This is a genomic window from Citrobacter sp. MGH104 (genome assembly GCF_001034485.1).
In the GTDB taxonomy this organism is placed as follows: Bacteria; Pseudomonadota; Gammaproteobacteria; order Enterobacterales; family Enterobacteriaceae; genus Citrobacter; species Citrobacter freundii.
On the sequence record NZ_KQ089818.1, the window covers coordinates 3,023,037 to 3,037,153 of the forward strand.

General features: G+C 51.8%; 11 protein-coding genes and 1 pseudogene. 9 read left to right on the forward strand and 3 right to left on the reverse strand.

The window, feature by feature from the left end; all coding sequences use genetic code 11:
• Positions 1-98: 98 nt before the first annotated feature.
• Positions 99-1,382, reverse strand: a complete 1,284-nt coding sequence (locus SK34_RS14115) for a citrate synthase (protein ID WP_003831404.1) — start codon at positions 1,380-1,382, stop codon at positions 99-101.
• A 203-nt stretch (positions 1,383-1,585) separates the two neighbouring features.
• Positions 1,586-1,696: pseudogene (locus SK34_RS24835) on the reverse strand (hypothetical protein).
• 383 nt (positions 1,697-2,079) lie between these two features.
• On the opposite strand from SK34_RS24835, the gene sdhC reads away from it, so the two are divergent.
• From sdhC to SK34_RS14160, 9 genes are all read left to right on the forward strand, one after another.
• Positions 2,080-2,484, forward strand: coding sequence for a succinate dehydrogenase cytochrome b556 subunit (gene sdhC / locus SK34_RS14120; protein ID WP_003831406.1), 405 nt, complete (start codon positions 2,080-2,082; stop codon positions 2,482-2,484).
• Positions 2,478-2,825 (forward strand): succinate dehydrogenase membrane anchor subunit, encoded by a 348-nt coding sequence (gene sdhD / locus SK34_RS14125; RefSeq protein ID WP_003022916.1) that lies wholly within the window; start codon positions 2,478-2,480, stop codon positions 2,823-2,825. Before sdhC ends, sdhD begins: the two co-directional genes overlap by 7 nt.
• Positions 2,825-4,591, forward strand: a complete 1,767-nt coding sequence (gene sdhA / locus SK34_RS14130) for a succinate dehydrogenase flavoprotein subunit (RefSeq protein WP_003022919.1) — start codon at positions 2,825-2,827, stop codon at positions 4,589-4,591. The genes sdhD and sdhA overlap by 1 nt, the downstream gene beginning before the upstream one ends.
• 15 nt (positions 4,592-4,606) lie before the next feature.
• Positions 4,607-5,323 (forward strand): succinate dehydrogenase iron-sulfur subunit SdhB, encoded by a 717-nt coding sequence (gene sdhB, locus SK34_RS14135; RefSeq protein ID WP_003022921.1) that lies wholly within the window; start codon positions 4,607-4,609, stop codon positions 5,321-5,323.
• 403 nt (positions 5,324-5,726) lie between these two features.
• Entirely contained in the window at positions 5,727-8,528 is a 2,802-nt protein-coding gene (gene sucA, locus SK34_RS14140; protein ID WP_003022923.1) for a 2-oxoglutarate dehydrogenase E1 component, read from the forward strand.
• A 14-nt stretch (positions 8,529-8,542) separates the two neighbouring features.
• Positions 8,543-9,766 (forward strand): 2-oxoglutarate dehydrogenase complex dihydrolipoyllysine-residue succinyltransferase, encoded by a 1,224-nt coding sequence (gene odhB, locus SK34_RS14145; protein ID WP_003022925.1) that lies wholly within the window; start codon positions 8,543-8,545, stop codon positions 9,764-9,766.
• Between the two features lie 90 nt (positions 9,767-9,856).
• On the forward strand, positions 9,857-11,023 hold the full coding sequence (sucC, locus tag SK34_RS14150) for an ADP-forming succinate--CoA ligase subunit beta (protein WP_003022927.1): 1,167 nt from the start codon (positions 9,857-9,859) through the stop codon (positions 11,021-11,023).
• Complete coding sequence (gene sucD / locus SK34_RS14155) at positions 11,023-11,892, forward strand: succinate--CoA ligase subunit alpha (RefSeq protein ID WP_003022929.1); 870 nt, start codon at positions 11,023-11,025, stop codon at positions 11,890-11,892. Before sucC ends, sucD begins: the two co-directional genes overlap by 1 nt.
• Positions 11,893-12,117: 225 nt before the next feature.
• On the forward strand, positions 12,118-13,011 hold the full coding sequence (locus tag SK34_RS14160) for a PocR ligand-binding domain-containing protein (RefSeq protein ID WP_048233287.1): 894 nt from the start codon (positions 12,118-12,120) through the stop codon (positions 13,009-13,011).
• Here SK34_RS14160 and cobA read toward each other — a convergent pair.
• Positions 12,990-13,778 carry a uroporphyrinogen-III C-methyltransferase gene (cobA, locus tag SK34_RS14165; protein ID WP_003835432.1) on the reverse strand — a complete coding sequence of 263 codons (789 nt, stop codon included), beginning with the start codon at positions 13,776-13,778 and terminating at the stop codon, positions 12,990-12,992. The genes SK34_RS14160 and cobA overlap by 22 nt on opposite strands.
• Positions 13,779-14,117: the final 339 nt, after the last annotated feature.

The window sequence follows — 14,117 nt, forward strand, 5'->3', positions numbered from 1 at the left end:
GGACGAATTGGCTGATGAGAATAATATTAATGAGATGAATGCGGTAATTTGAGCAGGGTCTGAGAAAAGCCACCGGAATTACCCGGTGGCCTGAACAATTAACGCTTAATATCAGATTTAAAATCGCGCTTGTCGTAGCCGGTGTACAGCTGACGCGGACGGGCGATTTTCATGCCGTCGGTGTGCATTTCGTTCCAGTGTGCAATCCAGCCAACGGTACGCGCCATGGCGAAGATAACGGTGAACATGGAGGACGGAATCCCCATCGCTTTCAGGATTATGCCGGAGTAGAAGTCTACGTTCGGGTAGAGTTTCTTCTCGATGAAGTATGGGTCGTTGAGCGCAATGTGCTCAAGTTCCATCGCCACTTCCAGCAGATCATCTTTGGTGCCCAGTTCTTTCAGCACTTCGTGGCAGGTTTCACGCATGACGGTAGCGCGCGGGTCATAGTTTTTATAAACACGGTGACCAAAGCCCATCAGGCGGAAGGAATCATTCTTGTCTTTCGCGCGGCGAACAAATTCCGGAATGTGTTTAACAGAGCTGATTTCTTCCAGCATTTTCAGTGCAGCTTCGTTTGCGCCGCCGTGTGCCGGTCCCCACAGGGAAGCGATACCAGCCGCGATGCAGGCAAACGGGTTAGCGCCAGAAGAGCCCGCGGTACGTACGGTAGAGGTTGAGGCGTTCTGTTCGTGGTCAGCGTGCAGGATTAAGATACGGTCCATGGCGCGTTCCAGAATCGGATTCACTTCGTATTTTTCGCACGGCGTAGAGAACATCATGTTCAGGAAGTTACCGGCGTAGGAGAGATCGTTACGCGGGTACACGAACGGCTGCCCGATGGAATACTTGTAGCACATCGCTGCCATGGTTGGCATTTTGGACAGTAGGCGGAAGGCGGCGATTTCACGGTGACGCGCGTTGTTTACATCCAGCGAGTCATGATAAAACGCTGCCAGCGCTCCGGTGACACCGCACATAACGGCCATCGGGTGAGAGTCGCGGCGGAAACCGTGGAACAGACGCGTGATCTGCTCGTGGATCATGGTATGGCGAGTGACTGTGGTTTTGAACTCGTCGTACTCTTCCTGCGTCGGTTTTTCGCCGTACAGCAGGATATAACACACTTCCAGATAGTTGGACTCGGTCGCCAACTGGTCAATCGGGAAGCCGCGATGCAGCAAAACACCTTCGTCACCGTCGATGAAAGTAATTTTGGATTCGCAGGATGCGGTAGAGGTAAAACCTGGGTCAAAAGTAAACATCCCTTTTGAGCCAAGGCTACGAATATCAATAACGTCCTGACCGAGCGTACCTTTCAGCACATCCAGTTCAATAGCAGCATCACCATTTAGAGTGAGTTTTGCTTTAGTATCAGCCATTTACGGTCTCCTTAGCGCCTTATTGCTTAAGACTGCCGGAACTCAAATTTGCCTTCGTGCATCAATAAACCGTTACCAGTTTGTTATTTGGCTCGCCGCTCTGCGAAAGAGGGGATGACCTGGGTACAGAGCTATGGGCGCTTGCAGGTAAAACGGTCTTTTTATGGCGAATAAACTGCAAATCAAGAACTTAGCAATCCGAATTATTTAACCTGTCTATCACTAATAACTGTCCTGAAGGTATTGGTCAATACTTCCACACTGTTACATAACTAAATCTCCGGTGAAAGAGTGACCCCATAACTTTTACGCATTATATGCTTTTTCTGGTGTCGTTTGTAACAACTTTGTTTAATGATTGTCAAATCAGATGATTAAAAATTAAAATAATGTTGTTATCGTGACCTATGTCACTGTTCGGGATAAAACCCGACAAACTATATGTAGGTTAATTGTAATGATTTTGTGAACGTCCTATACTGCCGCCAGGTCTCCGGAATACCCTGCAATCCCGAGCCAACCAGCGTTGTAACGTGTCGTTTTAGCATCTGGAAGCAGTGTTTTATATGACGCGTAGTTATAGTAAGGACGCTGTCTGACCCGCACGCAGACCGGAGGAAGGAAATCCCGTCGTCTTTCAGGCTACAGGTGTCTTCATCTTCTGTACCCGAAGTCTAAAGGGAATAATAAGAACAGCATGTGGGCGTTATTCATGATAAGAAATGTGAAAAAACAAAGACCTGTCAATCTGGATCTGCAAACGATCCGGTTCCCAATCACGGCGATAGCGTCCATTCTCCATCGCGTATCCGGAGTGATCACCTTCGTGGCGGTCGGGATTCTGTTGTGGTTATTGGGTACCAGCCTTTCCTCCCCTGAAGGTTTCCTCACCGCGTCATCCATTATGAATAACTTCTTTGTGGAGTTAATTCTGTGGGGGATCCTGATTGCGCTGGCATATCACGCCGTAATGGGCATTCGCCATCTGTTGATGGATTTTGGCTATATCGAAGAAACCCTCGAAGCAGGGACACGCTCCGCCAAAATTTGTTTCGTTATTATTGTCGTGCTTTCACTTCTCGCAGGAGTCCTCGTATGGTAAGCAACGCCTCCGCATTAGGACGCAACGGCGTACATGACTTCATTCTGGTCCGTGCTACCGCTATCGTTCTGACGTTATACATCATCTTTATGGTCGGTTTCTTCGCCACCAGCGGCGAGCTGACGTATGAAGTCTGGACCGGTTTCTTCTCATCGGCATTCACCAAAGTCTTCACCCTGCTGGCACTTTTCTCCATCTTGATTCATGCCTGGATCGGCATGTGGCAGGTGTTGACCGACTACGTTAAACCTCTGGCTGTGCGCCTGATTCTGCAACTGGCTATCGTTGTTGCGCTGGTGGTTTACGTCATTTATGGATTTGTTGTGGTGTGGGGTGTGTAATGAAACTGCCAGTCAGAGAATTTGATGCTGTTGTGATTGGTGCCGGCGGCGCAGGTATGCGCGCGGCGCTGCAAATTTCCCAGAGCGGGCAGACTTGTGCGCTGCTCTCTAAAGTGTTCCCAACCCGTTCCCATACCGTATCCGCGCAGGGTGGCATCACCGTTGCGCTCGGTAATACCCATGAAGATAACTGGGAATGGCACATGTACGACACCGTTAAAGGGTCGGACTACATTGGTGACCAGGACGCTATTGAATATATGTGTAAAACCGGTCCGGAAGCGATTCTGGAACTGGACCACATGGGGCTGCCGTTCTCTCGCCTCGACAATGGCACAATTTATCAACGTCCGTTTGGCGGCCAGTCGAAGAACTTCGGCGGTGAGCAAGCGGCACGTACTGCGGCAGCGGCAGACCGTACCGGTCATGCGCTGTTGCACACGCTGTATCAGCAGAACCTGAAAAACCATACCACCATCTTCTCAGAATGGTATGCGCTGGATCTGGTAAAAAATGCCGATGGCGCGATTGTCGGTTGTACCGCGTTGTGTATTGAAACCGGTGAGGTAGTTTACTTCAAAGCCCGTGCGACCGTGCTGGCGACCGGCGGTGCTGGCCGTATTTATCAGTCCACCACCAATGCCCACATCAATACTGGTGACGGTGTTGGTATGGCTATCCGCGCTGGCGTGCCGGTGCAGGATATGGAAATGTGGCAGTTCCACCCAACCGGTATCGCCGGTGCGGGCGTTCTGGTCACAGAAGGCTGCCGTGGTGAAGGTGGCTACCTGCTGAACAAACACGGTGAGCGCTTCATGGAGCGTTATGCCCCGAATGCGAAAGACCTGGCGGGTCGTGACGTGGTGGCGCGTTCCATCATGATCGAAATCCGTGAAGGTCGCGGCTGCGACGGCCCGTGGGGTCCGCACGCCAAACTGAAACTCGACCACCTGGGTAAAGAAGTACTGGAATCCCGTCTGCCGGGCATTCTCGAACTGTCTCGTACCTTTGCTCACGTTGACCCGGTCAAAGAGCCGATTCCGGTTATCCCAACCTGCCACTATATGATGGGTGGTATTCCGACCAAAGTTACTGGCCAGGCGCTGACTGTGAATGAGCAGGGCGAAGATGTGGTGATCCCGGGACTGTTTGCGGTAGGCGAAATCGCCTGCGTATCGGTTCACGGCGCCAACCGTCTCGGCGGCAACTCGCTGCTGGACCTGGTGGTGTTTGGTCGTGCGGTGGGTCTGCATCTGCAGGAATCTATCGCTGAGCAGGGTGACCTGCTGGATGCGACCGAAGATGAAATCGATGCTTCTCTGGCACGACTGAACCGCTGGAACGGTAACCGTAACGGTGAAGACCCGGTGGCGATTCGCAAAGCGCTGCAAGAATGTATGCAGCATAACTTCTCGGTATTCCGCGAAGGCGATGCGATGGCGAAAGGTCTGGAAGAGCTGAAAGCGATTCGCGAACGCCTGAAAAATGCCCGTCTGGACGATACCTCCAGCGAGTTCAACACCCAGCGCGTTGAGTGTCTGGAGTTGGATAACCTGATGGAGACCGCGTACGCCACTGCAGTATCTGCAAACTTCCGTACCGAAAGCCGTGGCGCGCATAGCCGCTTCGACTTCCCGGAACGTGATGATGAAAACTGGCTGTGCCATTCCCTGTACCTGCCAGAGTCGGAATCCATGACGCGACGTCAAGTCAATATGGAACCGAAGCTGCGCCCGGCATTCCCGCCGAAGATTCGTACTTATTAATGCGGAGACAGGACAATGAAACTCGAGTTTTCAGTTTATCGCTATAACCCGGATGTTGACGACGCTCCGCGTATGCAGGATTACACCCTGGAGGCGGAAGAAGGGCGCGACATGATGCTGCTGGATGCATTGATGCAGCTGAAAGAAAAAGATCCGTCTCTGTCGTTCCGCCGTTCCTGCCGTGAAGGGGTCTGCGGCTCCGACGGTCTGAATATGAACGGCAAAAATGGACTGGCCTGTATCACACCTATTTCTGCGCTGAATCAGCCGGGCAAGAAAATTGTCATTCGCCCGCTGCCGGGTTTACCGGTTGTGCGCGATTTGGTGGTAGACATGGGGCAATTCTACGCACAGTATGAGAAGATTAAGCCTTACTTGTTGAATAATGGGAAAAATCCGCCGGCTCGTGAGCATTTACAAATGCCTGAGCAGCGTGAGAAGCTCGATGGGCTGTATGAATGTATTTTGTGTGCATGCTGCTCAACGTCCTGCCCATCATTCTGGTGGAATCCGGACAAGTTTATTGGCCCGGCAGGCCTGCTGGCCGCGTATCGCTTCTTAATTGATAGCCGCGATACCGAGACCGACAGCCGCCTGGAAGGTTTAAGTGACGCTTTCAGCGTATTCCGCTGCCATAGCATCATGAACTGCGTCAGTGTATGTCCTAAAGGACTGAACCCGACGCGCGCCATCGGCCATATTAAGTCGATGCTGCTCAAACGTAGTGCGTAAGATTTTGTAGTGGTTGCCGGGGAAGTGATTCCCCGGTAGTACAGGAAACCTCTAAAAACTGCCATATGAGTAGTAATAATCGAGATGTTCAGAGCGAGACAAGGCCGCAACGAAGTCGTAGCCTGAACAGCGAAGATTATTAGACAGTTTTTAAAGGTTCCTTAGCGGACGCAGATGACACGACAGTCCGCAACAAGTGAACCCCGGCACGCACATCGGTGTGCGTGGTAGTATCCACGGCGAAATACTCGTCATAGTTCACGTTGCATGTGCGTTGGCTGCACTTGCTCACCCTGGTCACTTACTGGATGTAAGCTCCCTGGGATTCGCAAGCTTGCCACCTTCCTGAAACGCGATCTATTTAGAGTATTAAATAAGCAGAAAAGATGCTTAAGGGATCACGATGCAGAACAGCGCTTTGAAAGCCTGGTTGGACTCTTCTTACCTCTCTGGTTCTAACCAGAGCTGGATAGAACAGCTCTATGAAGACTTCTTAACCGACCCTGACTCGGTAGATGCTAACTGGCGTTCGACGTTCCAGCAGTTACCTGGTACCGGAGTCAAACCGGATCAACTCCACTCAAAAACACGTGATTATTTCCGTCGGCAGGCGTTGATTACTCCACGTTACTCTTCTTCTATCTCCGACCCTGATGCCAATGTGAAGCAGGTTAAAGTCCTGCAGCTCATTAACGCCTACCGTTTCCGCGGTCATCAGCATGCGAATCTTGATCCGCTGGGACTGTGGCAGCAAGAAAATGTGGCCGATCTGGACCCGTCTTTCCACGATCTGACCGATGCGGATTTCCAGGAAAGCTTTAACGTAGGTTCTTTTGCCGGCGGCAAAGACACCATGAAGCTGAGCGACCTGGTTGTTGCGCTGAAACAAACCTACTGCGGCCCAATTGGCGCCGAGTATATGCACATCACCAGCACCGAAGAAAAACGCTGGCTTCAACAGCGTATCGAGTCTGGCCGTGCCGCATTCAGTAGCGAAGAGAAGAAACGCTTCCTGAGCGAACTGACCGCAGCAGAAGGACTGGAACGCTACCTGGGCGCTAAGTTCCCGGGCGCGAAACGCTTCTCGCTGGAAGGCGGTGATGCGTTAATCCCAATGCTCAAAGAGATGATCCGCCACGCTGGTAACAGTGGTACCCGTGAAGTGGTACTGGGCATGGCGCACCGTGGTCGTCTGAACGTTCTGGTTAACGTACTGGGCAAACGCCCGCAGGAACTGTTCGACGAATTTGCGGGCAAACATAAAGAACACCTCGGCACCGGTGACGTGAAGTACCACATGGGCTTCTCGTCTGATATCGAAACCGAAGGCGGTCTGGTACACCTGGCGCTGGCGTTTAACCCGTCGCACCTGGAAATCGTTAGCCCGGTGGTTATCGGCTCCGTACGTGCACGCCTGGATCGTCTGGACGAGCCGAGCAGCAATAAAGTACTGCCAATCACCATCCACGGCGATGCGGCGGTAACCGGGCAGGGCGTGGTTCAGGAAACCCTGAACATGTCGAAAGCGCGTGGTTACGAAGTGGGCGGTACCGTGCGTATCGTCATTAACAACCAGGTTGGCTTTACTACCTCTAACCCGTTGGATGCGCGTTCTACGCCGTACTGCACCGACATCGGTAAGATGGTTCAGGCACCAATCTTCCACGTTAACGCGGATGACCCGGAAGCGGTCGCTTTCGTGACGCGTCTGGCTCTGGATTTCCGTAACACCTTCAAACGCGATGTGTTCATCGATCTGGTGTGCTACCGCCGTCACGGCCACAACGAAGCCGACGAGCCGAGCGCAACCCAGCCGCTGATGTATCAGAAAATCAAAAAGCATCCGACCCCGCGTAAAATCTACGCTGACAAGCTGGAAGCGGACAAAGTCGCCACGCTGGAAGATGCGACCGAAATGGTCAATCTGTACCGTGATGCGCTGGATGCTGGTGAATGCGTGGTGAAAGAGTGGCGTCCAATGAACATGCACTCCTTCACCTGGTCGCCGTACCTCAACCACGAGTGGGACGAAAGCTACCCGAACAAGGTTGAGATGAAGCGTCTGCAGGAGCTGGCAAAACGTATCAGCACCGTGCCTGAAGCCGTTGAAATGCAGTCGCGTGTTGCCAAAATTTACGGCGACCGTCAGGCCATGGCCGCAGGCGAGAAGCTATTCGACTGGGGGGGGGCAGAGAATCTGGCTTACGCCACGCTGGTGGACGAAGGCATTCCGGTTCGTCTGTCGGGTGAAGACTCCGGTCGCGGAACCTTCTTCCACCGTCACGCGGTCATTCATAATCAGGCGAACGGTTCAACCTACACGCCGCTGCAGCATGTGCATAACGGCCAGGGCACGTTCCGCGTATGGGACTCCGTGCTGTCTGAAGAAGCGGTACTGGCGTTCGAGTATGGTTATGCCACGGCAGAACCGCGCACGCTGACCATCTGGGAAGCGCAGTTCGGCGACTTCGCCAACGGTGCGCAGGTGGTTATCGACCAGTTCATCTCTTCCGGCGAGCAGAAATGGGGCCGTATGTGCGGTCTGGTGATGCTGCTGCCGCACGGCTACGAAGGTCAGGGTCCGGAGCACTCCTCCGCGCGTCTGGAACGTTATCTGCAACTTTGCGCTGAGCAAAACATGCAGGTTTGCGTCCCGTCTACCCCGGCACAGGTCTACCACATGCTGCGTCGTCAGGCGCTGCGCGGTATGCGCCGTCCGCTGGTGGTGATGTCACCGAAGTCGCTGCTGCGTCATCCGTTGGCGGTGTCTACGCTGGACGAACTGGCAAATGGCACCTTCCTGCCAGCCATTGGCGAAGTCGATGAACTTGATCCGAAAGGCGTGAAGCGTGTCGTGATGTGTTCTGGTAAGGTTTATTACGACCTGCTGGAGCAACGCCGCAAGAACGACCAAAAAGATGTTGCCATTGTGCGCATCGAACAGCTCTATCCGTTCCCGCATAAAGCGGTGCAGGAAGCGCTGAAACCGTTTGCTCATGTACATGATTTTGTCTGGTGCCAGGAAGAGCCGCTCAACCAGGGCGCATGGTACTGCAGCCAGCATCATTTCCGTGAAGTAATTCCATTTGGGTCAGCTCTGCGTTATGCAGGTCGCCCGGCCTCTGCCTCTCCGGCAGTAGGGTATATGTCCGTTCACCAGAAGCAGCAACAAGATCTGGTAAATGACGCGCTGAACGTCGATTAAATAAAGGATAAATAATGAGTAGCGTAGATATTCTTGTTCCCGACCTGCCTGAATCCGTAGCGGATGCAACGGTTGCAACCTGGCACAAAAAACCGGGCGATGCAGTACGTCGTGATGAAGTACTGGTAGAAATCGAAACTGACAAAGTGGTACTGGAAGTACCGGCATCAGCGGACGGTATTCTTGATGCGGTTCTGGAAGATGAAGGGACAACCGTCACTTCTCGCCAGATCCTTGGTCGCCTGCGTGAAGGCAACAGCACCGGTAAAGAAACCAGCGCTAAGTCTGAAGAGAAAGATTCTACGCCGGCACAGCGCCAGCAGGCGTCTCTTGCTGAGCAGAACAACGATGCCCTGAGCCCGGCGATCCGTCGCCTGCTGGGTGAGCATAACCTCGAAGCCAGCGCTATCAACGGCACCGGTGTCGGCGGTCGTATCACGCGTGAAGATGTTGAAAAACATCTGGCGAAAGCCCCGGCTGCGAAAGCCGAAGCCAAAGCGCCGGCAGCAGCACCTGCACCACAGGCTCAACTGGGCGCGCGTGGCGAAAAACGTGTTCCGATGACCCGTCTGCGCAAACGCGTAGCCGAGCGTCTGCTGGAAGCGAAAAATTCCACCGCCATGCTGACCACCTTCAACGAAGTCAACATGAAGCCAATCATGGACCTGCGTAAGCAATACGGTGATGCGTTCGAGAAACGCCACGGTATCCGTCTGGGCTTTATGTCTTTCTACGTGAAAGCGGTTGTTGAAGCGCTGAAACGCTATCCGGAAGTGAACGCGTCCATCGACGGCGATGACGTGGTTTATCACAACTACTTTGATGTCAGCATGGCGGTCTCCACGCCGCGTGGTCTGGTCACGCCGGTCCTGCGTGATGTGGATCTGCTGGGTATGGCTGACATCGAGAAGAACATTAAAGAACTGGCTGTTAAAGGTCGCGACGGCAAGTTGACGGTTGAAGATCTGACGGGCGGTAACTTCACCATCACTAACGGTGGGGTGTTCGGTTCCCTGATGTCCACGCCGATCATCAACCCACCGCAGAGCGCCATCCTGGGTATGCATGCCATCAAAGATCGTCCGATGGCGGTAGACGGCAAGGTTGAAATCCTGCCGATGATGTATCTGGCGCTGTCTTATGACCACCGTCTGATCGATGGTCGTGAGTCAGTAGGCTTCCTGGTAACCATTAAAGAGTTGCTGGAAGATCCAACGCGTCTGCTGCTGGACGTGTAGTTAATAAGAGTATCACCTGCCCCGTAGGTCTGGATGTTTATCAGACCTACGGGTAAAAGATAACGATTACCTGAAGGATGGACAGAACACATGAACTTACATGAATATCAGGCAAAACAACTTTTTGCCCGCTATGGCTTACCGGCACCGGTGGGTTATGCCTGTACTACTCCGCGTGAAGCAGAAGAAGCCGCTTCAAAAATCGGCGCTGGCCCGTGGGTAGTGAAATGTCAGGTTCACGCTGGCGGCCGCGGTAAAGCGGGCGGTGTGAAGGTTGTGAACAGCAAAGAAGACATTCGCGCTTTTGCTGAACACTGGCTGGGTAAACGTCTGGTTACTTACCAGACAGACGCTCATGGCCAACCGGTAAATCAGATTCTGGTTGAAGCCGCGACCGACATTGGTAAAGAACTTTACCTCGGCGCAGTTGTTGACCGTAGCTCTCGTCGCGTGGTCTTCATGGCCTCTACCGAAGGCGGCGTGGAAATCGAAAAAGTAGCGGAAGAAACCCCGCACCTGATCCACAAAGTGGCGCTCGATCCGCTGGCAGGCCCGATGCCTTACCAGGGACGCGAGCTGGCGTTCAAACTGGGTCTGGAAGGTAAACAGGTTCAGCAGTTCACCAAGATCTTCATGGGTCTGGCGACTATCTTCCTTGAGCGCGACCTGGCGCTGATCGAAATCAACCCGCTGGTCGTGACCAAGCAGGGTGACCTGATCTGCCTCGACGGCAAACTGGGTGCTGACGGCAACGCGCTGTTCCGCCAGGCTGACCTGCGCGAAATGCGCGACCAGTCTCAGGAAGATCCGCGTGAAGCGCAGGCTGCGCAGTGGGAACTGAACTACGTTGCGCTCGACGGCAACATCGGTTGCATGGTTAACGGTGCGGGCCTGGCAATGGGCACCATGGACATCGTTAAGCTGCACGGCGGCGAACCGGCTAACTTCCTCGACGTTGGTGGCGGTGCGACCAAAGAGCGTGTAACCGAAGCGTTCAAAATTATCCTCTCAGATGACAATGTTAAAGCCGTACTGGTTAACATCTTCGGCGGTATCGTACGTTGCGACCTGATCGCTGACGGTATCATCGGCGCGGTAGCAGAAGTAGGTGTAAACGTTCCGGTCGTGGTACGTCTGGAAGGTAACAACGCTGAACTCGGCGCGAAAAAACTGGCTGATAGCGGCCTGAATATTATTGCAGCGAAAAGTCTGACGGATGCAGCTCAGCAGGTTGTTGCCGCAGTGGAGGGGAAATAATGTCAGTTTTAATTAATAAAGATACCAAGGTTATCTGCCAGGGCTTCACCGGTAGCCAGGGGACATTCCACTCCGAACAAGCGATTGCTTACGGTACGCAGATGGTTGGCGGCGTTACGCCGGGCAAAGGCGGCACCACGCACCTGGGCCTGCCGGTGTTCAACACCGTGCGTGAAGCTGTAGAAGCGACTGGCGCTACCGCCACCGTTATCTACGTTCCGGCACCGTTCTGCAAAGACTCCATACTGGAAGCGATTGATGCTGGTATCAAACTGATTATCACCATCACCGAAGGCATCCCGACGCTGGATATGCTGACCGTGAAAGTGAAGCTGGATGAAGCTGGCGTGCGCATGATCGGCCCGAACTGCCCAGGTGTGATCACCCCGGGCGAGTGCAAAATCGGCATCATGCCGGGCCACATTCACAAGCCGGGTAAAGTGGGTATCGTTTCCCGTTCAGGTACCCTGACCTATGAAGCGGTTAAGCAGACTACCGACTACGGTTTCGGCCAGTCCACCTGTGTGGGCATCGGTGGTGACCCGATCCCAGGCTCTAACTTCATCGACATCCTGAAGCTGTTCCAGGAAGATCCGCAGACTGAAGCGATCGTCATGATCGGTGAGATCGGCGGTAGTGCAGAAGAAGAAGCCGCTGCATACATTAAAGATCATGTAACCAAGCCGGTTGTGGGTTACATCGCGGGTGTGACTGCACCGAAAGGTAAGCGTATGGGTCACGCGGGTGCGATCATCGCAGGTGGGAAAGGTACGGCGGATGAGAAATTCGCTGCGCTGGAAGCCGCAGGCGTGAAAACTGTTCGTAGCCTGGCCGATATCGGCGAAGCGCTGAAAACCGTTATTAAGTAATAAATAAAAAACAGCCCTGACTCTCTGCGTAGTCAAGGGCTGGTCCCGTTTCGACATGGTTGGCCATCTGATGATGGCCTTTTTTTATTTTTAGTTATCTGAATCTTGCAAATTACTCATAATCATCTGCATAAATGAGATTATTTTTTGCGGTGAACATCATTCTTTCTCTTGGTTAAATTCTGCATATTACCGGCTTTAATTTCATTTATGCCGGAGGATACCGTGTCGTTGAAAATCCAGGATGATTACCTACAACGTTTTTTCTCGATAGCAAAGGTATTTTCCAGTGCGACTGGATTAGCCACCGTCGTGGTTGATGTTACCGGAAAAATTCTCTCAGATTGTCATAATTTTAATTCGTTCTGCACATTAATGCGGGCGGATGAACGCTATTGTGTGAGTTGCCAAAAGTGTGACAAGTATTGTGCTTTTGAAGGATTAAAACACCTTAAACCCAGAATACTCAGCTGTCATGCAGGGCTAAGTCTGTTTTCTATGCCATTAATTCGCGAGGGGCATCTGTACGGTTTTATGCTCTGTGGGCAGGTGCGGGCAAAATATCAGGAATATAAAACCATCATTATTGATAATGAATACTCATGGATGGATGAACCAAAAATAAAAACTGAATGGAGTCAGGTGGCGGTAGTCGATAATAATACGCTGGTGGCATCAGCAAATTTATTGAATTTTATTATTGATAATTTTGAGGCAGAAAAACAACAATCTGATGAAATTGTTATCCCAGCGACCAGTTACATGCGTCATTATTTTACAGAACCTTCCCGACACGAGAAAAAGCTACTGGCAGCGTTGCGTTATATCGATGAGAATTTGTATGGTGAATTATCCCTTGAATCCGTAGCAGCTCACGTCTGCTTAAGCGCAAACTATTTCAGCCGTTTTTTTAAGAAACGGCAGGGCGTTAACTTTAAAACCTGGGTGAATCAGAAAAAAATGCAAAAAGCGGGGGAGTTATTGCACGATCCCGTTCATTCCATAGACAGCATTGCCCGGAAACTCCAATACGCACAAACCAGCTACTTTTGCCGCGTTTTCCGGGCGGCGCATCAAACGTCGCCCCAGTCTTTTCGTCATGCCAGACTGTCACAGTAAAGGTTTTCTGGCAGCTTGAAGGCTTCAGGGATAAAAGAGAGCCGATCGCTCAGGGTTACCACATCACCAATCACTATCAGTGCAGGGGGAAGGATGTTAGCTTCCTGCGCCTTGCTCAGTAGTGAACCGAGCGTACAGGTCAGTCGGCGTTGATTATCGCGGGTGGCAGACATAATTAGCGCTGCAGGCGTATCTGCTGATTTTCCACCCATCAATAATTCCTCACAGATAAACGCCAGATTGGCGATGCCCATGACGATAACCAGGGTACCATTCAGTTTTGCCAGTTGACGCCAGTCCTGCTGTTGGTTGCCCTCCCGTGTATGGCCGGTCACTACGTGAAATCCCGAGGCGAAATCGCGGTGTGTTACCGGAATCCCGGCATAGGTCAGGCCACCAATGGTTGAGCTGATACCCGGCACCACTTCAAACGGGATGCCCGTCTCGACGAGATCCTCAACTTCTTCAGCCCCGCGTCCAAAAACATACGGATCGCCACCTTTCAGGCGTACAATATTATTGTGAGTTTGGGCATACTGGACAAGCAGCGCATTGATTTCATCCTGGGGTACACAATGGAAGCCTGGGTTTTTGCCGACATTGATAAGCAGGCAATCTGGTAATGCCCATTCCAAAATTTTAGGATTGACCAGCCGATCGTAAATAATGACATCAGCCTGTTTAATGCACATCATTGCTTTGAGGGTAAGTAATGAAATATCACCGGGACCTGCCCCAACGAGCCAGACCTTTCCGAAAGTTTTCACATTGTGTCCTTTATCACGTCTAACAAAAAAAGGCAGAAACTACATCAAGGAATGATAAAAAGCAGTCGTTTGCCCGTAAGTTATAACGTGAAATTATCCAAAATTATCGCATTGATAATATTGATTAATCTCGCAAAGTTTTTTCTGCAATAAACAAGATGACTTGAAAAATTATTAAGAACTTATTGGCACTATTTGCTTAAGTTTAACCTTATTTAAATTGTGTTTATTGTTTCCCTTAAGTATTATTGGTTAATATTTACCCGTCATCAGTGTGAGTAAATCATGGATTGGATCAATGACATCAATGGATAAAATAAAATATAACTCTCGATGCTT

Bases quoted from the DNA above. Each gene is read 5' to 3' on its own strand.
- sucC (WP_003022927.1), top strand. From the start codon at position 9,857: ATGAACTTACATGAATATCAGGCAAAACAACTTTTTGCCCGCTATGGC.
- sucA (WP_003022923.1), top strand. From the start codon at position 5,727: ATGCAGAACAGCGCTTTGAAAGCCTGGTTGGACTCTTCTTACCTCTCT.
- sucD (WP_003022929.1), top strand. From the start codon at position 11,023: ATGTCAGTTTTAATTAATAAAGATACCAAGGTTATCTGCCAGGGCTTC.
- sdhD (WP_003022916.1), top strand. From the start codon at position 2,478: ATGGTAAGCAACGCCTCCGCATTAGGACGCAACGGCGTACATGACTTC.
- sdhA (WP_003022919.1), top strand. From the start codon at position 2,825: ATGAAACTGCCAGTCAGAGAATTTGATGCTGTTGTGATTGGTGCCGGC.
- sdhC (WP_003831406.1), top strand. From the start codon at position 2,080: ATGTGGGCGTTATTCATGATAAGAAATGTGAAAAAACAAAGACCTGTC.
- odhB (WP_003022925.1), top strand. From the start codon at position 8,543: ATGAGTAGCGTAGATATTCTTGTTCCCGACCTGCCTGAATCCGTAGCG.
- SK34_RS14115 (WP_003831404.1), bottom strand. From the start codon at position 1,382: ATGGCTGATACTAAAGCAAAACTCACTCTAAATGGTGATGCTGCTATT.
- sdhB (WP_003022921.1), top strand. From the start codon at position 4,607: ATGAAACTCGAGTTTTCAGTTTATCGCTATAACCCGGATGTTGACGAC.